Annotated in this window: 23 protein-coding genes and 1 pseudogene; 23 read left to right on the top strand and 1 reads right to left on the bottom strand. The window is 71.1% G+C overall.

The annotated features are described in order from the left end of the window. Nucleotide 1 precedes the first annotated feature (1 nt). The 5 genes and pseudogenes from DB033_RS09995 to tuf all read left to right on the top strand — a co-directional run. Nucleotides 2-523, top strand: a pseudogene (locus DB033_RS09995) (gluconokinase); the annotation flags it as partial. 493 nt (nt 524-1,016) lie between these two features. Further along, nucleotides 1,017-1,391, top strand: coding sequence for a 30S ribosomal protein S12 (rpsL, locus tag DB033_RS09990; protein WP_111766549.1), 375 nt, complete (start codon nt 1,017-1,019; stop codon nt 1,389-1,391). Beyond that, entirely contained in the window at nt 1,391-1,861 is a 471-nt protein-coding gene (gene rpsG / locus DB033_RS09985; RefSeq protein ID WP_111766548.1) for a 30S ribosomal protein S7, read from the top strand. The genes rpsL and rpsG overlap by 1 nt, the downstream gene beginning before the upstream one ends. Nucleotides 1,862-1,993: 132 nt before the next feature. Further along, entirely contained in the window at nt 1,994-4,096 is a 2,103-nt protein-coding gene (fusA, locus tag DB033_RS09980) for an elongation factor G (RefSeq protein WP_111766547.1), read from the top strand. A 423-nt stretch (nt 4,097-4,519) separates the two neighbouring features. Further along, nucleotides 4,520-5,710 (top strand): elongation factor Tu, encoded by a 1,191-nt coding sequence (tuf, locus tag DB033_RS09975; RefSeq protein WP_111766546.1) that lies wholly within the window; start codon nt 4,520-4,522, stop codon nt 5,708-5,710. Nucleotides 5,711-6,284: 574 nt separating this feature from the next. Here the strand turns inward: tuf and DB033_RS09970 are convergent. After that, complete coding sequence (locus DB033_RS09970) at nt 6,285-7,037, bottom strand: ANTAR domain-containing protein (RefSeq protein ID WP_111766545.1); 753 nt, start codon at nt 7,035-7,037, stop codon at nt 6,285-6,287. 565 nt (nt 7,038-7,602) lie between these two features. Between DB033_RS09970 and DB033_RS09965 the strand changes: the two genes are divergently transcribed. The 18 genes from DB033_RS09965 to rpsC all read left to right on the top strand — a co-directional run bounded on the left by DB033_RS09965 (nt 7,603) and on the right by rpsC (nt 22,999). Further along, the gene (locus DB033_RS09965) at nt 7,603-9,108 is read left to right on the top strand and encodes a tyrosine-protein kinase domain-containing protein (RefSeq protein WP_111766544.1); all 1,506 of its coding nucleotides are present in this window, start codon (nt 7,603-7,605) and stop codon (nt 9,106-9,108) included. After that, nucleotides 9,108-10,163 (top strand): glycosyltransferase, encoded by a 1,056-nt coding sequence (locus tag DB033_RS09960; RefSeq protein ID WP_111766543.1) that lies wholly within the window; start codon nt 9,108-9,110, stop codon nt 10,161-10,163. Before DB033_RS09965 ends, DB033_RS09960 begins: the two co-directional genes overlap by 1 nt. Next, nucleotides 10,160-11,440, top strand: coding sequence for a polysaccharide biosynthesis protein (locus DB033_RS09955; protein ID WP_111766542.1), 1,281 nt, complete (start codon nt 10,160-10,162; stop codon nt 11,438-11,440). Before DB033_RS09960 ends, DB033_RS09955 begins: the two co-directional genes overlap by 4 nt. Beyond that, nucleotides 11,437-12,765: a hypothetical protein gene (locus tag DB033_RS09950; protein WP_157970613.1), complete on the top strand. Its 1,329-nt coding sequence runs from the start codon at nt 11,437-11,439 to the stop codon at nt 12,763-12,765. The genes DB033_RS09955 and DB033_RS09950 overlap by 4 nt, the downstream gene beginning before the upstream one ends. After that, a complete protein-coding gene (locus DB033_RS09945) occupies nt 12,762-13,664 on the top strand; it encodes a glycosyltransferase (RefSeq protein WP_111766540.1) in 903 nt (300 codons plus the stop codon). The genes DB033_RS09950 and DB033_RS09945 overlap by 4 nt, the downstream gene beginning before the upstream one ends. Then, a complete protein-coding gene (locus DB033_RS09940; protein ID WP_157970612.1) occupies nt 13,661-14,728 on the top strand; it encodes a glycosyltransferase in 1,068 nt (355 codons plus the stop codon). Before DB033_RS09945 ends, DB033_RS09940 begins: the two co-directional genes overlap by 4 nt. 46 nt (nt 14,729-14,774) lie before the next feature. Continuing rightward, complete coding sequence (locus DB033_RS09935) at nt 14,775-15,908, top strand: polysaccharide pyruvyl transferase family protein (RefSeq protein ID WP_111766538.1); 1,134 nt, start codon at nt 14,775-14,777, stop codon at nt 15,906-15,908. A 250-nt stretch (nt 15,909-16,158) separates the two neighbouring features. Beyond that, nucleotides 16,159-16,557, top strand: coding sequence for a hypothetical protein (locus DB033_RS09930; protein ID WP_111766537.1), 399 nt, complete (start codon nt 16,159-16,161; stop codon nt 16,555-16,557). A gap of 201 nt (nt 16,558-16,758) precedes the next feature. Beyond that, the gene (locus tag DB033_RS09925; protein ID WP_111766536.1) at nt 16,759-17,010 is read left to right on the top strand and encodes a DUF6458 family protein; all 252 of its coding nucleotides are present in this window, start codon (nt 16,759-16,761) and stop codon (nt 17,008-17,010) included. 96 nt (nt 17,011-17,106) lie between these two features. Beyond that, complete coding sequence (locus DB033_RS09920; protein ID WP_240615819.1) at nt 17,107-17,949, top strand: DUF1206 domain-containing protein; 843 nt, start codon at nt 17,107-17,109, stop codon at nt 17,947-17,949. 490 nt (nt 17,950-18,439) lie between these two features. Then, complete coding sequence (rpsJ, locus tag DB033_RS09915) at nt 18,440-18,745, top strand: 30S ribosomal protein S10 (RefSeq protein WP_003938093.1); 306 nt, start codon at nt 18,440-18,442, stop codon at nt 18,743-18,745. A gap of 50 nt (nt 18,746-18,795) precedes the next feature. Continuing rightward, entirely contained in the window at nt 18,796-19,452 is a 657-nt protein-coding gene (gene rplC, locus DB033_RS09910) for a 50S ribosomal protein L3 (RefSeq protein WP_111766534.1), read from the top strand. After that, complete coding sequence (gene rplD / locus DB033_RS09905) at nt 19,452-20,180, top strand: 50S ribosomal protein L4 (RefSeq protein ID WP_111766533.1); 729 nt, start codon at nt 19,452-19,454, stop codon at nt 20,178-20,180. The genes rplC and rplD overlap by 1 nt, the downstream gene beginning before the upstream one ends. Continuing rightward, complete coding sequence (gene rplW, locus DB033_RS09900; protein ID WP_111766532.1) at nt 20,177-20,473, top strand: 50S ribosomal protein L23; 297 nt, start codon at nt 20,177-20,179, stop codon at nt 20,471-20,473. Before rplD ends, rplW begins: the two co-directional genes overlap by 4 nt. A gap of 25 nt (nt 20,474-20,498) precedes the next feature. Continuing rightward, nucleotides 20,499-21,338 carry a 50S ribosomal protein L2 gene (rplB, locus tag DB033_RS09895; RefSeq protein WP_111766531.1) on the top strand — a complete coding sequence of 280 codons (840 nt, stop codon included), beginning with the start codon at nt 20,499-20,501 and terminating at the stop codon, nt 21,336-21,338. Between the two features lie 24 nt (nt 21,339-21,362). Further along, a complete protein-coding gene (rpsS, locus tag DB033_RS09890) occupies nt 21,363-21,644 on the top strand; it encodes a 30S ribosomal protein S19 (protein ID WP_111766530.1) in 282 nt (93 codons plus the stop codon). Between the two features lie 48 nt (nt 21,645-21,692). Then, nucleotides 21,693-22,148 (top strand): 50S ribosomal protein L22, encoded by a 456-nt coding sequence (gene rplV / locus DB033_RS09885; RefSeq protein WP_111766529.1) that lies wholly within the window; start codon nt 21,693-21,695, stop codon nt 22,146-22,148. Then, nucleotides 22,148-22,999: a 30S ribosomal protein S3 gene (rpsC, locus tag DB033_RS09880; RefSeq protein WP_111766528.1), complete on the top strand. Its 852-nt coding sequence runs from the start codon at nt 22,148-22,150 to the stop codon at nt 22,997-22,999. Before rplV ends, rpsC begins: the two co-directional genes overlap by 1 nt. Nucleotides 23,000-23,001 lie beyond the last annotated feature (2 nt).

Raw genomic sequence — 23,001 nt, 5'->3', positions numbered from 1 at the left:
CATGACCGTCCCCGACGACCGGACCGCACGCACCCAGCAGCCGGTGCTGGTGATCATGGGGGTGTCCGGCTCCGGCAAGTCGACCGTCGCGGGCATCCTGGCCGGGCAGCTCGGCTGGGATCTGGCCGAGGGCGACGACCTGCACCCCGCGGCCAACGTCGAGAAGATGCACGCCGGGCATCCGTTGACCGACGAGGACCGGTGGCCCTGGCTGGACATCGTGTCCGCCTGGATCACCGAGCACACGATGGCCGGCATCCCGGGCATCATCACCTGCTCGGCGCTCAAGCGCATCTACCGCGACGTGATGCGCGGACCGGACGTGGTGTTCGTGCACCTGGCCGGCTCCCGGGACCAGATCGGCCAGCGGCTCGCGAGCCGGCTCGACCACTTCATGCCGCCGAGCCTGCTGGACACCCAGATCGCCACTCTGGAGCCGCCGGGGCCCGACGAGAACGTGCTCGTGGTGGACGTCGGGCGGCCGCCCGCGCAGCTCGCCGCCGAGATCATCGCGCGGTTGCAGCTGGTGCCGGAGCCGTTCTCCTCCGCGCTGGGTGCCCGCGTCCCGGGACACTCGTCCGCGCCGCCGCTGGGTGACCTGTGGTCGTCGGGCCCGTCGGGTGGATCCCCGGCCGTCGCTTCTCCCGCTGCTGCGGACGGTCCCGGGGCGACGCACACCGACGGTGGGCGCTGACCGCTGCTCAGCCCCGGCGCCGGCGGCCCGGGGGAGCGCCCGCACGGCCGTCAGCCGCGGTTGCACTGCGTGATCGGATTGAGACGAAGCGCCCCGGCTGATAACATCGGTGGTCGGCCCGGATGCAGTTTCACGCCGGGCCGTTCGTGTGCGTCCAGACCTGTCCGGAAACGGGCGGCGATCGGGGTCGCGCGCGAGCACCAGCGTTGCACAGGCGGGTGCGTCACCGGGTCCTCCCGGTGCGCGACACGCCCGACGTCGGGGGCCGACGGCCGCCGATTCGAGTACCAAGCCAACGAGTGAGAAGGAAGTACCCAGCTCCATGCCAACGATCCAACAGCTGGTCCGCAAGGGCCGCACGGACAAGGTCTCCAAGACCAAGACCCCGGCCCTGAAGGGTTCGCCGCAGCGCCGCGGCGTGTGCACCCGCGTGTACACCACCACCCCGAAGAAGCCGAACTCCGCGCTCCGCAAGGTCGCCCGCGTCCGCCTGACCTCCAGCACCGAGGTCACCGCGTACATCCCCGGCGAGGGCCACAACCTGCAGGAGCACTCCATCGTGCTCGTCCGCGGCGGCCGGGTGAAGGACCTCCCCGGTGTCCGCTACAAGATCATCCGCGGCTCGCTCGACACCCAGGGTGTCAAGAAGCGCAAGCAGGCCCGCAGCCGCTACGGCGCCAAGAAGGAGAAGAGCTAATGCCTCGCAAGGGACCCGCTCCCCGGCGCCCGCTGGTCGCCGACCCCGTCTACCACTCCCCGTTGGTCACCCAGCTGGTGAACAAGGTGCTGCTGGACGGCAAGCGCTCGGTGGCCCAGGCCATCGTCTACGGCGCCCTCGAGGGCTGCCGCGAGAAGACCCAGACCGATCCGGTCGTCACGCTCAAGCGCGCGCTGGACAACGTCAAGCCGACGCTCGAGGTCAAGAGCCGTCGTGTCGGTGGCGCCACCTACCAGGTGCCGATCGAGGTCAAGCCCGGTCGCGCCACCACGCTGGCCCTGCGCTGGCTGGTCGGCTACTCCAAGGCCCGCCGTGAGAAGACCATGAAGGACCGGCTCATGAACGAGCTGCTGGACGCCAGCAACGGTCTGGGTGCTGCGGTCAAGCGCCGCGAGGACACCCACAAGATGGCCGAGAGCAACAAGGCCTTCTCGCACTACCGCTGGTAGTCGACGCCCGGCCGGGGGCGGCTTCCGCCAGGAATGCCGACCCCGGCCCGCCGCGTTGTACACCTGCGTCGGGCAGGACCGCTGGACAGACGTCGTACAAGAAGCTCGAACTGACGAGAGAAGACACAGCACGTGGCTGCAAAGGACCTCAATCGCGTCCGCAACATCGGCATCATGGCGCACATCGACGCGGGTAAGACCACGACGACGGAGCGCATCCTCTTCTACACCGGCATCACGTACAAGATCGGCGAGGTGCACGAAGGTGCCGCCGTCATGGACTGGATGGAGCAGGAGCAGGAGCGGGGGATCACCATCACCTCCGCCGCGACGACCACGTCGTGGAAGAACCACCAGATCAACATCATCGACACCCCCGGTCACGTCGACTTCACCGTCGAGGTGGAGCGCTCGCTGCGCGTGCTCGACGGCGCGGTCGCGGTGTACGACGGGGTCGCCGGTGTCGAGCCGCAGACCGAGCAGGTCTGGCGTCAGGCCGAGAAGTACCACGTGCCGCGGATGTGCTTCGTCAACAAGCTCGACCGCACCGGTGCGAACTTCTTCCGCTGCATCGACATGATGATCGACCGGCTGAACGCGACCCCCGCCGTGCTGCAGCTGCCGATCGGCGCCGAGGGTGACTTCATCGGTGTCGTCGACCTCCTGCAGATGCGGGCCCTGACCTGGCGCGGCGAGACCGCCAAGGGCGAGGACTACGCGGTCGAGGAGATCCCGGCCGACATGGCCGAGGACGCCGAGCTGTGGCGCGAGCGTCTCATCGAGACGATCTCGGAGAACGACGACGAGGCCATGGAGGCCTACCTCGCGGGCGAGGAGCTCTCCCTGGAGCAGCTCAACGCCGCGATCCGCCGCGCGACCATCGCCGGCAAGGTGAACCCGGTCGTGTGTGGCTCGGCGTTCAAGAACAAGGGCGTGCAGCCGATGCTGGACGCGGTGGTGGCCTACCTGCCGTCGCCGCTGGACATCGGGGCGACCCACGGCACCCTGACCGACGGCGAGACCCCGGCCGAGCGGCTCCCCAGCGACGACGAGCCGTTCTCCGGTCTCGCGTTCAAGGTGGCCACCGACCCGCACCTGGGCAAGCTCACCTACGTCCGCGTCTACTCCGGCAAGCTCATCTCCGGCACCCAGGTCACCAACGCGACCAAGGACCGCAAGGAGCGCATCGGCAAGATCTACCAGATGCACGCCAACAAGCGTGAGGAGCTGGCCTCGGTCGGCGCCGGCGACATCTGCGCGGTCATGGGTCTGAAGCAGACCACCACCGGTGACACCCTGGCCGACCCGGCGAAGCCGATCGTCCTGGAGTCCATGACGTTCCCGGACCCGGTCATCTCGGTGGCCATCGAGCCGAAGACCAAGGCCGACCAGGAGAAGCTGGGCACCGCGATCCAGAAGCTGGCCGAAGAGGATCCGACGTTCAAGGTCAAGAACGATGAGGAGACCGGGCAGACCGTCATCTCCGGCATGGGCGAGCTGCACCTGGACATCCTGGTCGACCGCATGAAGCGGGAGTTCAACGTCGAGGCCAACATCGGCAAGCCGCAGGTCGCGTACCGCGAGACCATCCGCGGCACGGTCGAGAAGTACGGCTACACGCACAAGAAGCAGACCGGTGGTTCCGGCCAGTTCGCGAAGATCCTCATCACGGTCGAGCCGCTGGACATGACCGCCGAGGAGAACAAGGGCGCGACCTACGAGTTCGTCAACGCCGTCACCGGTGGGCGCATCCCGCGGGAGTACATCCCGTCGGTCGACGCCGGTGCGCAGGACGCGCTGCAGTACGGCATCCTCGCCGGTTACCCGATGCTCGGGGTCAAGCTGACCCTGGTCGACGGTGCCTACCACGAGGTCGACTCCTCCGAGATGGCGTTCAAGATCGCGGGTTCCATCGCGATGAAGGAAGCCGCCCGGTTGGCCAAGCCCGTGCTGCTCGAGCCGATGATGAACGTCGAGGTCGTCACGCCCGAGGACAACATGGGTGACGTCATCGGTGACCTGAACTCCCGCCGTGGCCAGATCCAGGGCATGGACGAGCGCTCCGGCGCCCGTGTGGTCACCGCCCTGGTGCCGCTGTCGGAGATGTTCGGCTACGTGGGCGACCTGCGGTCCAAGACCGCCGGCCGCGCGTCGTACTCGATGGTGTTCGACTCCTACGCGGAGGTTCCGGCCAACGTGGCCAAGGAAGTCATCGCGAAGGCGACCGGCGCGTGAGGAACCGCAGGTCGCGCTAGCGACCGAGGACCGGAGCGCGCCGGTCGCCGAGCCGAGAGGCAGCGCGAAGGCGACCGGCGCGTGAGGAACTCCTGAACGAAGGGTGGATGAGGACACGAGCGAGCGCCAGCGAGCGAGGTCCGGAATCCGCCCGGGAGTTCGGCAGTGACGCAGGTCGCGCTGGCGACCGAGGACCGGAGCGCGCCGGTCGCCGAGCCGAGAGGCAGAGCGAAGGCGACCGGCGCGTGACGGTCCGGGTCGGGTGATCTCGCGGCAATCCGCCGCTGAGGTCACCGGACCGCGGATCACGCACTAAGCTCTTACAGGTTTGTGTCTGCGGTCCTCCGCTGGCACGAGTAACAAGTTCCACGGGCCTCTGAAACTCGTGGGGCACCAACAGATCAGTCCGAGGAGGACACAGCAGTGGCGAAGGCAAAGTTCGATCGCAGCAAGCCGCACGTCAACATCGGCACCATCGGTCACGTCGACCATGGCAAGACCACGTTGACCGCGGCCATCACCAAGGTCCTGGCCGACAAGTACCCGGCCATCAACACCGCGTCGGCGTTCGACCAGATCGACAAGGCTCCCGAGGAGCGCCAGCGCGGCATCACCATCAACATCGCGCACGTCGAGTACTCGACCGAGAAGCGTCACTACGCGCACGTCGACGCCCCCGGCCACGCCGACTACATCAAGAACATGATCACCGGTGCCGCGCAGATGGACGGCGCGATCCTCGTCGTCGCCGCCACCGACGGCCCGATGCCGCAGACCAAGGAGCACGTGCTCCTGGCCCGCCAGGTCGGCGTGCCCTACATCCTGGTCGCGCTGAACAAGTCCGACATGGTCGACGACGAGGAGATCCTGGAGCTCGTCGAGCTCGAGGTCCGCGAGCTGCTCGCGTCGCAGGAGTTCGACGAGGACGCGCCGGTCGTGCGTGTCTCCGGTCTGAAGGCCCTCGAGGGTGACCCGAAGTGGGTCGAGTCCATCGTCGAGCTGATGAACGCCGTCGACGAGTCCGTTCCGGAGCCGGAGCGCGACACCGACAAGCCGTTCCTGATGCCGATCGAGGACGTCTTCACCATCACCGGTCGTGGCACCGTCGTGACCGGCAAGGTCGAGCGCGGCACCATCAACGTGAACTCCACCGTCGAGATCGTCGGCATCAAGGAGAAGTCCTCGACCACCACGGTCACGGGCATCGAGATGTTCCGCAAGCTGCTCGACTCGGCTCAGGCGGGCGACAACGCCGGTCTGCTGCTGCGTGGCACCAAGCGCGAGGACGTCGAGCGCGGCCAGGTCGTCGTGAAGCCGGGTTCGATCACCCCGCACACCGAGTTCGAGGCTCAGGTCTACATCCTGGGCAAGGACGAGGGCGGGCGTCACACCCCCTTCTTCAACAACTACCGCCCGCAGTTCTTCTTCCGCACCACCGACGTCACCGGCGTCGTCTCGCTGCCCGAGGGCACCGAGATGGTCATGCCGGGCGACACCACCGAGATGGTCGTGAAGCTCATCCAGCCGATCGCCATCGAGGACGGCCTGCGCTTCGCGATCCGTGAGGGTGGCCGCACCGTCGGCGCCGGCTCGGTCACGAAGATCGTCAAGTAGTCCACTCCGTCCTCTGGGACGGAAGGCCGGTCCGCCGGCCGCCGCATCACCTCGGGAGACCCCGGGCCTTCGGGTCCGGGGTCTTTCGGCGTTCCGGGGTCTTCCGTGCCGCGGTCGGCCGGCCGTCACCGCCGCGGGCGTGGATGCGCCGACACAGCGGGAACCGGTCGCCTGACGCCTGCAGTGCCGGGCGGTGCGCTCCGACGGTCGGGCACCCGGTGGGCGCGAGCCGACTGCCGCCGGCGGCGGGTGTGACGGGCACAGGGGGCGTTTCGCGACGGCGGATGACCTCAGGGCCGGTACCCGGGGCCGGGTCGGATGGACGTCGACTGCCAGGCCTCCTCGCGGGGGTGGACGGCCCGGCCGGTGCGAAAGCCGATGGTGTGAGCGACGGCGGTACCGGTGTCCCGGAGGCCTTCGGGGCCCCGTCCAGGCCTGTACCTCGCGCCGGTGAGGAGCGGACCGGACCGACCCGGCTGCCCGGGTCGCGGGGCGTAGAGCGGGGGACGGTCGCTCCCGCCCGGTACTCGGGGGCTGGGTGCCGGCCGGGGCGAGCGTGGTTCCGGTGCGGTGCTCAGGCGCCGGGCGTGGCCCCGGGGGACAGTCGTCCGAGCGCGGTGGCCAGGCCGTCGACCGTCCCGGTGGCCGTCAGCTCCTGGGCGAGGACGGCCAGCTTCACGTTCCGGTTCTGGGAGCACCGGACCAGTGCGGCGAAGGCGTCGGCGGCGGTGATGCGGTGCCGCTCCATCAGGATGCCCTGCGCCTGGCCGATCACCGTCCGCGAGTCGACGGCGCGTCGGAGCGTGTCGATGGCGTCGCCGTGTCGCAGCGCGACGCACACGTGCGCGGCGAGGGTCTCGGCGAGCGCGCGGTCCTCGTCGCTGAAGTCACGCGGTGCGCGGGAGTAGAGGGTGAGAGCCCCGAGCGGGTTTCCCGGATCGAGGGGCACCGCCAGCAGGGCGCCGACCGGAGCGGGTGCGCAGGCGTCGGCCCAGGCCGGATCGGCGTCGAGATCCACGGCGATGACGGGTCGCCCGCTGCGCATCGCCGCCAGGGACGGGCCGTCAGCCCGCTCGCACTGGGCGCGGTCCGCGTCCGCGGCGAGATCGTCGGTGGCCAGCGCGGGTGCCACCGCGCGACCCGACGGTGCACCCACCGCGCCGACGACACCGACCGAGTCGCAGGCGTCCAGTTCCACGGCGATGACGATGAGCGCGCCGACCGTCTCGGCCGGGGCGGGACGTTCCGAGGCGCTGCGGAGGCGCTCGGCGATGGACAGCGCCGAACCCGGCGCGCGACGGGTCGAACCGTCCGGTGATGTCTGCATGCTCCCGCTTCCGCCCCGCCGGCGAGGCCGATGGGCATCGCTCCGGCCATCGCGGCCGGTCCGTCCGACCTTACGACGTATCACGGGCAGCGGCGCCCCCCGCGCCGTTGCGGACCCTCGTTGTCGCGGTCACGCCTCGTGGCCGCAGGACGCCGAGCTGTCCGGCGGACCGGCGGCGCCCCGCCGGCGGGCCCGTGACCGCGGCGCGCGCGGACGCCCCGGCGCCACCCGGCGAGACCAGTGCGTCGAATCGGACGGTCACTGTTGGTGAGAAAGCGTCGTCGAGGGCTGTGAGGGGATCGTCGGGAATCACTCGACCTGCTAATTCTCACTCAGGATCACCACCCGGTTGCAGACGGTGATATTTTTGGCAGGCACGCCACTGCTCGCTCCGTCGCCCCGAGAGGGTCATCCCTGTGTTCGCTCACCCCCGGACCGCGCCGGATCCCGCCGCCGCCCGCCGTTCCGTGCCGGCGTCCGACCAGGCGCTCGACCGGTCCGTCCTCCTGTCGTCCCGGCCGGCCGCCTGCCGTCCGACGGTGCACCCGGCCGAGGAGACCAACTGATGGACATCTGGTCCTACGTCAGGGTCCTGCGCGCCCACTGGTGGATCGTGCTCGTCGCCGCCACCGTCGGTCTGGCCACCGGTGCCGGGCTGGCGCTCGCGACGACGCCGCAGTACGCCAGCACGGTGACGTTCTTCGTCAACACCCCCTCCGACACCATCGCCGGCTCCGCCACCGGTGACACCTTCGGGCAGAAGCGGGTCAACACCTACGTCCAGCTGATCACCACCGACCGCTCCACCTCCCGGGTGGCCGCGATCCTGGACGACGGCACGACGGCGGCGGACCTGACCCGGCACATCACGGCCAAGGGCGACCTCAACACCGTCCTGCTGACCACCACGGTCCTCGACCCGTCGCCGCAGCGCTCGCTGGACATCGCGACCGCCATCTCCACCGAGTTCGTCGAGCTCGTCGCCGAGATGGAGGCCGGCGGTGAGACCGGCGCACCCGCCGTGCGTCTCGAGGTCGTCGACGGCCCCACGCTGAACCCGCAGCCGGTGGAGCCCGCGCCGCTGCGCAACATGATCATCGGCGGCGTCCTGGGCCTGCTGGCCGGCATCGGCCTGGCGCTGCTGCGCAACGCCACCGACAAGGCCGTGCGCGACGTCGCCGCGGTCGAGCAGCTCACCGGAGCGCCGGTGATCGGCACGATCTACGCCGACAACGAGGCCGCGTCCGCGCCGGTGCTGCTCGCCGGCCAGATGCAGTCGTTGCGGGCCGAGGGCTACCGCCAACTGCGGACCAACCTCCAGTTCATCGACGCCGCCGAACCCGCCCGCACGGTCGTGGTCACCTCCGCCCTGCCCGACGAGGGCAAGTCGTCCACGTCCACCAACCTCGCCGTCGTGCTCGCCGAGGCGGGCCGCCGGGTGCTGCTCATCGAAGCCGACCTGCGCCGCCCCCGGGTGGCGTCCTACCTGGGCCTGGAGGGTTCGGTCGGGCTCACCACGGTGATCACCCACGACATCCCGCTGATGGAGGCCGTCCAGCCGTCGCGGGAGAACCTCAGCGTGCTCGCCAGCGGAGCCACACCGCCCAACCCCGCCGAGTTGCTGGGCGGCGAGCGGATGGCCGCTCTGCTGGCAGAGGCCCGCGAGCGGTTCGACGTCGTGGTGATCGACTCGCCGCCGTTGCTCGCGGTCACCGACGCCGCGGTACTGGCCACGGTCGCCGACGCGGTGATCCTGGTGGTGCGACACGGCTCGACCCCGGCGCCCGCCGCCGCGCAGGCGGTCAAGGCGCTCGCCACGGTCGGCGGCCGGTTGGTCGGCTGTGTGGTCACCCGGGTGCCCGCGAAGGGCGTCGACGGCTACCGCTACGGCGCCGTCTACTACGACTCGACCACCACCCCCGATCCGGTCGCCCCGGACGCGCGGCCCGCCCCGGCCGCTGCCGGCGCCCCCACCGGGACACCGCCCCGCCGGCGCGCCCCCCGGCACGCCGACGACACCGTGCGCGACGCCGCGGACACCACCGACCAGTCGCTGATCCGGGCCGAGTGATGGGCGAGTCCAGCGACGCCCCCGCGCGGCGGATCCTGCACGTCACCCAGTGCCGCGGTGGTGGCGTGCCCCGTGCGGTCGACATGCTCGCCGCGGTGGACCCCGACGACGCCCACCTGCTGCTGACCCCCGAGCCGCACGCCCACGATGCCGCCGTGTTCACCGAGATCCGTCCGCTCGGCGACGGTCTCGACGCGGTGCGGACGGTCCGGCGGGCCGTGCGGGAGCTGCGGCCCGACGTCGTCCACGCCCACTCCAGCTGGGCGGGGATGACCGCGAGGGTGGCGGGCCTCGGGGTGCCGGTGGTCTACCAGCCGCACGCGTTCGTCTTCGACGGTCAGACCCGGCGGCCCGCCGTCCGGGCCGGGTTCCGGGCGGTCGAGTCGGTACTGGCGCGGCGCACCGCGGCCTTCGTCGTGCTCACCCCGCACGAGCAGCGGCTGGCCCGTTCGCTACGGGCACGGGTACCCGCCGTCCTGGTGCCCAACCGGCCGTCCGTCGAGCGAGCGGCCACCGTCGCACCGGCGGGTCCACCGGTGGTCGCCATGGTGGGCCGGATCTCGCCGCAGAAGGACCCGGCGTTCTTCGCCCGGGTCGCCCGCGACGTCACCGCCCGCCGCCCGGACGTGTCGTTCGTGTGGATCGGTGACGGGGACCCGACGCTGTCCGCCGGGCTGAGCGCCGCGGGCGTCCGGATCACCGGATGGGTGCGCGGACCGGCGCTCGCCGACGAGTTGTCCGCCGCGACGGTCTACTTCCACAGCGCCAACTACGAGGGCTTCCCGCTGTCCGTGCTGGACGCCGCGGCACTCGACCGGCCGGTCGTCGCCCGGCGCATCGACGCGCTGGCCGACTCGCCGCTGCACCTGTTCGACACCGAGGCGGCCTGCGCCGACGCCGTCCTGCGGGCCGTGTCCGACCCCGGCTACCGCGCCGAGCTGCAGGCCGCCGGGGAGCTGCTGCTCGCCGGGATGAACTCCACCACCATGGCGGCCGCCCTGACCGGGCTCTACGACACGGTGGCGCCCCGCCCGCTCGTCCGGACCGCGCCGTGAACGGCGGCCCGGTGGCGACGGTCGCCGACACACCGGTCCGGACGGCCTCGCTGGCCCGCGGGATGATCGCCGGTGGGCTGCCCACCGTGCTGGCCGCCGGTATCTCGCTCGCCGTGCCGCTCATCGGGCGCCTCTACCTCACCCCGGACGCCTACGCGGTCTGGGCGCTGGCCTCGACCGTCGTGACCATGTCCATCGTGCTGGACTTCGGGGCGCCGGCCTACGTCATGCGGGCGATCGCCATCGGTGGCTCCGGCGCGAAGGCGGTGGTCCGCGGCACCCTCGCGTCGGTCCTCGGATCGCTGGTCATCGGTGTGCTCGGCGCGTTGGCGTGGACGGTCTACCCGATCCGTTCCGACGTCTCCGTGGCCGGGGCGGGGGTGCTGCTGTTCGTCAGCGCCGGCGCGGCCAGCGCCGTACGGGCCGTCCTGGTCGTGGTCACCAGCGCCCTGCTCGCCTACGGCAGCAAGCTGCAGCGCGGGCTGATCGTCCTCGCCCAGGCCCTGCTCCAGCTGGGTCTGACCTGGTTGCTGCTGGCCCGCGGGGTGGGCGTGACCAGCCTCGTCATCGCCACCGCGGTGTCGTCGGGCATCGCGCTCGTCGCGGCGCTGCTGGTGTTGCGGCGACACCCCACGGGCGGGGCCGACCTGCCCGCCGGTGAATTCCGGACCTTCGCCACCAGCCGCACGATGGTGACGATGGTCGGTCTGGCGCTGACCCAGGCCGACCGCTGGGTGCTCGGCATCGTGGCGAGCCCCGACCTGCTCGCCGACTACGACACCGCGGTCCGGCTCGCCTCGATCCCGCGGGTGGTCGCCATCAACCTGGCGTTGGTCCTGGTCGCCGACGGCGCCCGTCGCGCCGCCCGGCAGCACGGCCTGTCCGACCTGGCCCGCAAGGCCACCCGCATCACCGTCGCCGCGGTGCTGGTGTCCAGCCTCGGGTCGGTCGTGCTGATGGTCGTGCTCAGTCTGCTGTCCGCCCACTCGTCGCTGGTGGTCGGCTCGTGGTGGATGTTCGCCGCGATGCTCGTCTGGTTCGGGGTCAACGCCGCGACCGCCCCGTCCACCCTGATGGCCACCGGCATCGGCCGCCCACAGGAGGAGCTGCGGTACCTGGTGCCGTGTCTGGTCGCCACCGGGATCTGCTGGGGAATCGGCGTTGTCACCGGCAGCACGGCGGTGATGATCTACGGGGCGGGTGTCGCGCTCGGGCTCACCTCGCTGTGGTTCCTGCTGGTGCGGGCGCCCCGGGTGTGGGCCGCGGCCGCGCCGTGACCGCCCTCGCCACGCCGCCCGTCACCGACGTCCGGGCCGTCACCGATCCGGCGCCCGCCCGGATGCCCGGGGCCTCGCTGCTCCGCCACACCGTCGCCGGACTGCTGGTCACGCTGTGGTTCCTGCCGCTGAACTTCGCCGTGCTCACCGGCGTGACGCTGCAGTTCTACACGCTGGTGCTCGGGGTCGCCGCACTCACCGGACTGGTGATGATGTACCGCGGCGACCGGCTGCTGCCGCTGCTCACGGTGGCGTTCGGCTTCCTGCTGCTGGTGGCCTGGCTGCAGGACCGGTCGCTGAACCCCACCACCACGATGCTGCTGCAGATCGTCGCCGGCTACTCGCTGCGCTGGCTCTGCCGGTCGGGTGTGGTGGCGGCCTACCTGATGGCGGCCGCGTCGACGGCGGCGCTGACGGTCGACCTGCTCGCGCACGACCACGTCTTCATGTCGCTGTTCGGCGCCACCTACTTCCCGTCCGTGCTCGACGACCGGTTCCGCGCCCAGGGCATCATCGGCCAGCCGCTGCCCGCGGCGCTGCTCACCGTCACGCTGCTGGTCTACGTGGGTATCGCCGCGAAGCCGGCCGGCCGTGCGGCCCGGCGGTGGCTGACGGCGTCGCTGGTGGCGATGGCCCTGTGCGCGCTGTACGCCACCGGGACGCGCTCCGGGCTGATCCTGGTCGCCGTGCTGTGGCTGCTGATCTGGGTGGAGCGCACCCACCGCAGCCGCCGCGGCGAGCTGCGCCGCTTCCTCGGCGCCTCCACCGGGGTCGGGGTCGCCCTGCTCGTGGCCTTTCTGCTGTGGGGGCGCGACCTGCTCGGCACCACCCGGCTGTTCGACTTCACCGGGCTGTCCGGGTCGGACTCCTATGAGGTGCGCAGCAAGGCCGTCACCATCATCTCCGACCTGTCCGACCTGCGCCCCTGCGGCACCTTCTGCACCGCCTTCGGGTCCGGTCAGGGCTCGTTGAGCGAGAGCCTCCGGATGGGGGCGGGGGTCAACGGCGTCTCCGTCGTCGACAACCAGTTCCTCACCGCCTACTGGGACTTCGGCGTGATCGGAGCGCTGCTGCTGGCGCTTCCGGTGGCGCGGGCGCTGTGGGTGCTCGGCACCGTCGGGGACGTCCCGGCGCGGGCCGGTGCCGTCGGGGTGCTGTCGGTGATGGCGATGTGCCTGTTCTACGACGCCCTGTACGTCTCGTCGGCGGCGTTCCTGCTCGGCTTCTTGCTGTACGCCCGGAACCCGGCACGGCACGGCGGGACATCCGCCCGTACCGGTGTCCCGGTCGCCTCCGACCCGCCTGCTCCCCGAGGAGAGTCATGATCTCGATCTGCGTCGTGCTGTTCAACACCGAACCCGAACTCGTCGCCGCCTGTGTGGAGTCGGTGGCCGCCAGCCGGCTCCCCTCCGGGGAGGCGGTCGAGATGGTGATCGTGGACAACGGCAGCCGGACCGAACCGGTGCTGCCGGTGACGACGGTGCCACTCACCCTGGTCCGGCTGCCCACCAACCTGGGCTTCGCCAAGGCGATGAACCGGGCGGTGGCCGCGGCGGCGGGGGACCTGGTGCTGTGCCTGAACCCGGACGCCGCGCTGTCGCCCACCGCACTGGCCACCCTGGCCGAGACGTTGCGGGCGCAGTCCACCCGGAGCCTGCTCGTCGCGTTCCTGCTCAACGACGGGGGAGTGCAGGTCGATGCGCTGACCCTGTGGATGTTCTCCAGTGGCCGGCTCTGGCGGCGGTCCCGCAGCCGCCGGGAGCTCGAACGGTCACGCGCCGGTGGCACCGCCTTCCCGGTGCGCAAGGTCTCCGGCGGCGCCCTCTTCGGCCGCCGGGACGACCTGGTCGAACTGGGGCCGTTCAACGAGCAGTTCTTCCTCTACGGCGAGGACGCGGACCTGTCACTACGGGCGGTGGGGGCCGGGTTCTCGCTGCTCGCGGTGCCCGCCGCGCCGGTCGACCACGTCGGCGGCAGCTCGGCGTCGAGCTTCGGCTCGCTGGTCGAGCGGGCCCGCCAGGACGCCGCGCTGCGGCTGGTGTCGCTGCACCACTCGCACCCGGTCGCCCTGCTGGCCCGCGCCGAAGCCGTGGCCGTGGCCGTCGCCGGACTCGCGCAGAGCGCGGGCCGGTCGTCGTCGGCCAGCCGCTCCGCCCGGCTCGCCCGGTTGTCGGAGATCCGCCGCTGGGGTGTCCGCCGCTCCGTCCCCCCGTTCGTCCCGTGACGCCCCCGATGGAGCTGACCGTCGTGGTGCCGTGGCTGCAGGGCGGCGGCGCCCAGGAGGCACTGTCCCGGCTGATCGACGCCACCCCCTCGGTGTCCAAGCGGCTGGTGATCGTCTTCCGCGGCTCGCGCAACCACGGCGCGGTCCTGGACAAGTTCGACGAGGTGGTCGAACTCGGTGCCGACCGACGCAACCCGGTCAGTGTGCTGCGGGCCGCGGTCAAGCTGCGCCCCCACCTGCGGCACTCGCACCGGGTGTACTCGCTGATGCGGGCCAGCAACGTCGTCATCGGCCTGGTGCCCGGACTGTCCGACGTGCAACGGCTGGCGATGAGCTTCCACATGCTGCCGGTGGACGACCGGTCCGGGCCGGTCTGGCGGCTCGAGGAGATGGCGCTGCGACGGGCGACCCGGCAGGCGTCGCTGGTCACCAGCCCGTCGCACCGGGCGGTGGACCAGCTGCGGACCTTCGGGCTGTCCCACCCCGACCGGACGCGGTACGTGCCCAACCGGCTCAAGCGGGTCGGCGTCGCCCTGCCGGTGACGCCCGGCCCTGGTGGGCGCCTGCTGTGCGCCGGCCGCCTGGAGGACCAGAAAGGCATGGACCGGTTGCCCGACTGGCTCGCCGCGGTGACCACCCCGGTCGAGCTCCGCATCGCCGGCCAGGGCTCGCAGGAAACCGCCCTCCGGGCGTCGATGACCGCGCTGCCCGACCGGCACCGCGTCGACTTCCTCGGCCACGTCGGTGATCTCACCGACGAGATCGACGCCTGCGACGCGGTGCTGATGCCCAGCCGTCAGGAGCTCAACCCGATGCTGGTCTGGGAGGCCTGGCAGCGCGGCAAGCCGGTGGTGGCGACCCGGCTGGACGTCTTCGTCGACCTCGCCGCGCAGGGGCCGGTGCTGTTCGCCGACGACGGCGACGAGCTGGCCGCCGCGGTCCGCACCCTCGGCGACCACGGCGAGCGTGAACGGCTGCACACCGAGGCGGTCCGCGCCGTGCAGGCGGTCGAACACGGCGAGGACGTGCTCACCACGTTCCTGCGCACCGGGTCACCGCGGTGACCGACCTCCAGCGTCCGACCGGCACCCCGCAGTGAGAGGCCCCCGCATGCGCGTCGTCATCCTCAACGTCTACAGCGCCCGCAACCGTGGCGACGGACTGCTCGCCGAACTCGCCGTCGCGATGGGCCGCGACGCCTACGGCGCGGACACCACCTTCACCGTCGCCGCGCACGACCCGGCGTCGTTCGACGACACCGACTTCGGTTCACCCGTCACCGTTCTCAGCCCCTTCGGGTCGGCCCACGGTGCGCTGGTGGCGATCCGCGGGGCGATCGCGCTGATCACCGGTGGGCGGCTGGGCTTCTCGCGGAGATTCCGGGCGGCCACGCGGGACGCCGACGTGCTGGTGTCCGTCGGTGGGGCCTACCTCCGCGGCGGGTTCGCCTCGGAGCTGGTCAAGTGCCTGCTGGTGCACGGCTCCCAGCTGGCGCACGCCAGCCGGCTGGCGAAGCGCACCGGGTGGGTGCTGCTGCCGCAGAGCATCGGGCCGTTCACCGGAGTGGCGCACACCCTGGTCTCGCGCTGGCTGGCCCGGGCCGGCGCGGTGTTCCTGCGCGACGACAAGTCGGTCCGGGAGTTCGCCGGGCTCACCAACACGCACCGCGTGGGCGACTCGGCGGTGCTGGCGATCGGCGCCACCGGCGGCGCGACGGGCCGCGGCGCCGACGGGGCCGGCACTCGCACCCCCGTCCGTCGCGGCCTGATCCTGCGCGCACTGCCCGACGCCGGTGAGTACGAGGACAACGCCCGGGCGTTGCTGGCCGCGTCGGACTGGGTGCCGATCGTGCAGTCCGCCCGGGGCGGCAACAACGACGTCCTGTTCTACCGGCGGCTCGGAGTGGCGGCCGAGCTGTCGCTGCTGGACGCGGTCCGCGACGCCGGGATCGGCGTGTGCACCTCGGTGCGGCTGCACGGTGCCCTCGAGTCGATCCTGCTCGGCGTCCCCGCGGTGCACCTGAGCTACGAACGCAAGGGTTTCGCCGCGTACGGCGATCTCGGACTGCCGGCGTACGTGTTCGACGCCCGGACCGCGGACCCCGCGGACGTGCTGGCCGCGGTGGCCGCCCTGGAGTCCGATCCGGCGGCGTTCTGGAACGCGCTCAAGACCACCGCCGACGAGCGGGTGCAGCAGCGCGCGCTGGTGGTGGGCACGCTGGCGGCGGCGGGCCGTCCGGCCTGACCGGCCGGCGGATCGGCGGGTGGCCGGCGGGCCGGCCGCGGCCGCCCGGCGCCCGGTGGCCGACGTCGGCCACGCGCCCGCGGCAGCCGCCCCGGTCGGGTGACTCCCGTGGACGCCGCAGGTCAACCGGGGTGCACAATGGACGCGTATCACGTATACGTCACCACTGCACGGGCGTCACCGGCCGCGAACCGCGACCCGGCCGCCGCAACGCAGCACCTCGACCGGGGCAGGCATCGCAGGGGGCGCGATGAACGTGTGGTTGATCGTCGTGGCAGTACTGGCGCTGGTCGTCGCGCTGATGCGGGTGTGGTTCCGCTGGTTCAGCCGCCGCCCGCTGTCGTCCACGGACGACTACGCGATGGCGGTGGACGCCGACGTCGACGGGGTCGCCGGGTCGGGTGGCCCGTCCGCCGCGACCGGCACCGGCACCGTGCCCACCCCCGGCACCGGGCGCCGCGTGCGGACCGGACCCATCGCCGGACCGCGGCCGGTGCCGCCGGCCCCACCGGGGACGACCGCCGCCCCGCGCGACGAGTTCCGGCTTCCGCGGCAGCGCACCGCCGCCGATCCGCGGATCCCCACCGACGGCATCTCCTCCTCCGGTGGACACGCGGCGACACCCCGTGTCCATCCGCCCGGCAGCTGACCCGGCGGAAGGACAAGGCCCGCGCATACGGGTGACAGACGTCGGGACCGCACGCGGCCGACCGGCGGCGCGCCGCGCGGTCGATTCGTCGAATGCCGCATGCGACTACTCCGGAGCGGGCATAGTTCTGACGCACCGGCGCTGTACGGCATCGGCCATCCGCGGGCCCACCGGCCCGCCGACTGCATCAAGGGGTAAGTCATGGGTATCGGACTCGGCGTTTTCCTGATCGTGGCCGGCGCCATCCTGGCCTTCGGGGTCAAGGCCAACCTGGCCGACTTCGACCTGACCACCATCGGCTACATCCTGATGGGTGGCGGCCTGCTGGTGATCATCCTCAGCGCGGCCTTCCTGATGCCGCGCAACCGCCGCGCCCGCAGCACCACCGTCACGACGGACTCCCTGGGCCGCCAGGCCGTCGTCGAGCGCGACGACCGCATCAGCGGCCTCTGACCTGCTCGCCCGGCCGCGCCGGGACCTGCGATGCCACGGCGCTCACGCGCCGTGCCCCCGGCGCCGTCCGCGGTGCCCTCCCGAGAGAAGGTCGCAGTGACCGCAGCCGACAACACCCGCCGGGCCGCCGGGCGCGCCTCGGACCAGGCCGAGCGGGCCGGGCGGGACGTGCAGAGCAGTGACGCCTTCCGCCTGCTGGTCAGGGTCGGGTTGATCTCCTACGGGGTGGTCCACCTGGTCGTCGCCTGGCTGGCCGTGCAGCTGGCCTGGTTCGGGCGGCAGGAGGAGGCCTCGCAGCAGGGTGCCTTCCAGGAGCTCGCGTCCACCACCCTCGGCCGGATCACCCTGTGGGTGGTCGCCGTCGGCCTCTTCGCCCTCGCCGTGTGGCAGTTGTTCGAAGCGCTCTGGGGCCATCGCGACCGCGAGGAGGGCCGCAAGCGCACGGTGAAACGCGTCGGATCCGCCGGCAAGGTGGTGCTCTACGTCGCGCTGGGGGTCAGTGCCGTGCGCGTGGTCACCGGTTCGTCGTCGTCCGGCGACACCCAGAAGGAGATGACCGCCTCGCTGATGGGCAGCAGCACCGGCCGCATCCTGGTCATCGCCCTGGGGGTCGTGGTGATCGTGGCCGGCGGTCGGCTCGTCTACCGCGGCCTGTCCCGCAAGTTCACCCGCGACCTCGCCGGGGGAGTGGGGCAGGGCGTCGTGCGGCTCGGTCAGGTGGGGTACGCGGCCAAGGGAGTCGTGCTGGCCATCGTCGGAGCGCTCTTCCTCCTCGCGGCCCTGACCTACAGTCCCGACCGGGCCGGCGGTCTGGACACCGCCCTGCGCACGCTGAACGGGCAGCCGTACGGGCCGTACCTGCTCACCGCGCTGGCGCTGGGCATCGCCTGCTTCGGCGTGTACTGCTTCGCGTGGTCCCGGCACGTCAAGCAGACCTGAGAGCCGGACGCGGCCGCGGCCGCGACGACGTCACGGTGATTTGATCTCCCCGGGCCGCTGAGGCATACTTGTCAGGTTGCCTGTTGCCAGGTCGATGCTGTGTGCTGTCAGCCCCGCGGTGCGCTCCGATGTCGGAGCGGGGGTCCGGGTTCGCCCGGGCCGGTCCTCGAGGGTTACATCAGACGGCGTCGCCCGATCAACAGTCGATGTGCGATGACCACACCGGTACCGTCGCGCTCCTCGCGAGCGCATCCGGCTCCGACGTGGGGAAGGTCCCCGGTCAACCGGGGGGTTCCGCCCGAGCAGGGTTGAACCGTGTGCGCCGAAGGCGACACGCCCGACCGCGTGGACCGGAGGACCTGGACATCTCCATAGTGGCGGCGGGTGAGTCTTGCCCGCGGCGGGAAGGCCCCGAGGGGCCGCCCAACAGCAGTGGCGTGCGCATGCGCGCCACAACGACCAGAGCAGCTAGATGAGAAGGACGGCAAGCGTGGCGGGACAGAAGATCCGCATCAGGCTCAAGGCCTATGACCACGAGGCGATCGACGCGTCCGCGCGCAAGATCGTCGAGACAGTGACCCGTACGGGTGCTCGTGTCGTCGGTCCGGTGCCGTTGCCGACGGAGAAGAACGTGTACTGCGTCATCCGCTCGCCGCACAAGTACAAGGACTCGCGCGAGCACTTCGAGATGCGTACGCACAAGCGTCTGATTGACATCCTCGATCCGACCCCGAAGACCGTTGACGCCCTGATGCGCATCGATCTGCCGGCGTCGGTCGACGTCAACATCCAGTAGGGATTCTCACGGACCCCTCGGGTGCTCTCGAGGAGAAAAGGTTTCAACCAATGACTGACTCGATCAAGGGGATCCTGGGCCACAAGCTCGGGATGACCCAGGTCTTCGACGCGAACAACCGGGTCGTCCCGGTCTCCGTCGTCGCCGCCGGCCCGGTGCTCGTCACCGCGGTGCGCACGGTGGAGAAGGACGGCTACAGCGCGGTCCAGCTCGCCTTCGGCGCCATCGACCCGCGCAAGGTCAACAAGCCCGAGACCGGGCACTTCAGCAAGGCCGGTGTGACCCCGCGTCGCCACGTCGTCGAGCTGCGCACCGAGGACGTCTCGGGCTACGAGGTGGGCCAGGAGCTCACCGCGGCCGAGGTGTTCCAGGCGGGCGTGTCCGTCGACGTCACCGGCACCAGCAAGGGCAAGGGCACCGCGGGTGTCATGAAGCGTCACGGCTTCAAGGGCCTCGGCGCCGGTCACGGTGTGCACCGCAAGCACCGCTCGCCCGGCTCCATCGGCGGTTGCTCGACCCCCGGTCGCGTGTTCAAGGGCATGCGGATGGCCGGTCGCCACGGCAACAGCAAGGTGACGACGCAGAACCTCACCGTGCACGCTGTCGACGCCGACAAGAACCTGCTGCTCATCAAGGGTGCCGTCCCCGGCCCCAAGGGCGGGCTGCTGCTGGTCCGTTCCGCTGTCAAGGCTGGAAAGGGCGCCTGATGACCACCGTCTCCATCACCTCGCCGGCCGGCGAGGCCACCGGCACCGTCGAGCTGCCGGACACCATCTTCGACGTCCAGGCCAGCATCCCGCTGATGCACCAGGTCGTCACGGCCCAGCTCAACGCCGGTCGCCAGGGCACGCACTCCACGAAGACGCGCGCCGAGGTCTCCGGTGGCGGCAAGAAGCCGTACCGCCAGAAGGGCACCGGCCGCGCCCGCCAGGGCTCGACCCGCTCGCCGCAGTTCGTCGGCGGTGGCATCTCGCACGGCCCGCAGCCGCGTGACTACACGCAGAAGGTCCCGAAGAAGATGAAGGCCGCCGCGCTGCGCGGCGCCCTCTCCGACCGGGCCCGTGGCGGGAACGTGCACGTGCTGTCGTCGCTGGTCGAGGGCACCACGCCGTCCACCAAGACGGCCCGGGCCGCTCTCGCTGCGGTGGCCACGTCCAAGAACGTGCTGATCGTGCTGTCGCGCACCGACGAGGCCGGCTGGCTGAGCCTGCGCAACCTGCCGGAGACGCACCTGCTCTTCGCCGACCAGCTCAACACCTACGACGTGCTGCTCTCCGACGACGTGGTCTTCACCAAGTCCGCGCTCGACGAGTTCCTCGCGTTCCAGCAGGTCTCCGTCGTCACCGCCGCCGAGCTCACCGAGCTCACCGCCGCCGACGACGCCGAGGTCAGCCTGGCCAAGGCCCCCGCCGCAGAGAAGGAGGAGGAGAAGTGAGCGTCACCGATCCTCGCGACATCATCCTCAAGCCGGTCGTCTCGGAGAAGAGCTACAGCCTTCTCGAGTCCGGCCGGTACACCTTCGAGGTCCACCCCGACGCCAACAAGACGCAGATCAAGATCGCCATCGAGCAGATCTTCTCCGTCCGGGTCGTCTCGGTGAACACGCTGAACCGTACGGGCAAGCGCAAGCGCACCCGCGCCGGCTTCGGCAGCCGCAAGTCGACCAAGCGCGCGATCGTCTCGCTGTCCCCGGACAGCAAGCCGATCGAGATCTTCACGGGCGCCTGAGCCGGGATAGGGAAGACAGACCAACATGGGCATTCGTAAGTACAAGCCGACGACTCCGGGTCGTCGCGGTTCCTCGGTGGCGGATTTCTCCGAGATCACCCGCACGACCCCCGAGAAGTCCCTCATCGCGCCGCTGCACAGCAAGGGCGGCCGCAACGTCCACGGTCGGGTCACCGCCCGGCACCAGGGTGGCGGTCACAAGCGCGCCTACCGTCTGATCGACTTCCGTCGCGCGGACAAGGACGGCGTGCCGGCCAAGGTCGCTCACATCGAGTACGACCCGAACCGCACCGCGCGCATCGCGCTGCTGCACTTCGCGGACGGCGAGAAGCGCTACATCATCGCCCCGGAGAAGCTGGTCCAGGGCGCGCAGGTCGAGACCGGGGCCGGGGCCGACATCAAGCCCGGCAACAACCTCCCGCTGCGCAACATCCCGGTCGGCACCGTGATCCACGCGATCGAGCTCCGCCCCGGTGGCGGCGCCAAGATGGCCCGCTCCGCCGGGTCGAAGGTGCAGCTCGTCGCCAAGGACGGCCCCTACGCGCAGCTCCGGTTGCCGTCGGGTGAGGTCCGCAACGTCGACATCCGCTGCCGCGCCACCATCGGCGAGGTCGGCAACGCCGAGCAGAGCAACATCAACTGGGGCAAGGCCGGCCGTATGCGCTGGAAGGGCAAGCGCCCCTCCGTCCGTGGTGTCGCCATGAACCCGGTCGACCACCCGCACGGTGGTGGTGAGGGCAAGACCTCCGGTGGCCGCCACCCGGTCAACCCGGCCGGTAAGCCCGAAGGCCGCACCCGTCGGCCGAACAAGGCCAGCGATGCCCTCATCGTCCGCCGCCGGCGCAAGTCCGGTAAGAAGCGCTAACACCCGAGTAGGAGGAAAACCACGATGCCACGCAGCCTCAAGAAGGGCCCGTTCGTCGACGACCACCTGCTCAAGAAGGTGGACGTCGCCAACGACAAGAACTCCAAGGCCGTGATCAAGACCTGGTCACGCCGCTCCACGATCATCCCGGACATGCTGGGACACACGATCGCGGTGCACGACGGCCGCAAGCACGTCCCGGTGTTCGTCACTGAGTCGATGGTCGGTCACAAGCTGGGCGAATTCGCCCCGACGCGGACCTTCAAGGGCCACGTCAAGGAAGACCGTCGCGCCCGTCGCGGCTAGTTCGCACGTATCCGTTTCCGAAATACAAATCATTCGAGGAATTAGCCAATGAATGCTCGCCCAGATACAAGGGCCACCCAGGGAGCACCGCTCCAGGGTGCCCGGGCGCAGGCGCGGTACGTGCGCATGACGCCGATGAAGGTCAGGCGCGTTGTCGACCTCGTCCGCGGCCGCTCGGTCGAGGACGCACTGACGATCCTGAAGTTCGCCCCGCAGGCCGCCGCCGAGCCGGTGTCGAAGGTCATCGCCTCTGCCGCCGCCAACGCCGAGAACAACGCCGGTCTCGACCGGAGCACGTTGGTCATCGCGACCGCGACGGTGGACGAGGGTCCGACCGCCAAGCGTTTCCAGCCGCGGGCCCAGGGTCGCGCGTTCCGGATCCGCAAGCGCTCCAGCCACATCACCATCGAAGTCGTCTCGGTGTCCGGTGCGGACACCGGCGGGTCCAACCGGGCCCGCAGGGCCCAGGGCACCGCGCAGAACCAGAAGGGCAGGACCTCCTAGTGGGTCAGAAGATCAACCCGCACGGTTTCCGACTCGGTATCACCACCGACTGGAGCTCGCGCTGGTACGCCGACAAGGCCTACGCCGAGTACGTGGCCGAGGACGTCGCCATCCGCAAGCTGATGGCCAAGGGCATGGACCGCGCCGGCATCTCCAAGGTCGAGATCGAGCGCACCCGTGACCGGGTCCGGGTGGACATCCACACGGCCCGCCCCGGCATCGTCATCGGCCGCCGTGGCGCCGAGGCCGACCGCATCCGCACCCAGCTGGAGAAGTTGACCGGCAAGCAGGTGCAGCTGAACATCCTCGAGGTCCGCAACCCCGAGTCGGATGCGCAGCTGGTCGCCCAGGGCGTCGCGGAGCAGCTGTCTAACCGCGTCAGCTTCCGTCGCGCGATGCGCAAGTCCATGCAGAGCGCGCTGCGCTCGGGCGCCGTCAAGGGCATCCGGGTCAAGTGCTCCGGCCGTCTGGGTGGGGCCGAGATGTCCCGCTCGGAGTTCTACCGCGAAGGTCGGGTGCCGCTGCACACGCTCCGCGCGAACATCGACTACGGCTTCTTCGAGGCCAAGACCACGTTCGGCCGCATCGGCGTCAAGGTCTGGATCTACAAGGGTGACCTGCTGGGCACCCTCGGCGAGCAGAAGGCCGAGGCCGCTGCGGCCGCGTCCCGCGCCGCCGGTGGTCCGGCCCGTGGCGGCGACCGTGCCGAGCGTCCGCGTGGCCGTCGTTCGGGTGCCTCGGGCACCACGCCGACGTCGACCGACGCCGGTCGCGCCGCCGCCGAGGGCACACCCGAGGCCGGCAGTGTCGCGGCTGCGGCCACGCCCGTTCCCGCAGAGACGGAGGCCTGAGC

It is taken from the genome of Nakamurella deserti (genome assembly GCF_003260015.1).
GTDB lineage: Bacteria > Actinomycetota > Actinomycetes > Mycobacteriales > Nakamurellaceae > Nakamurella > Nakamurella deserti.
The sequence above is the reverse complement of the archived record's forward strand: the minus strand, read 5'-3'. Positions and strand labels throughout refer to the sequence as shown.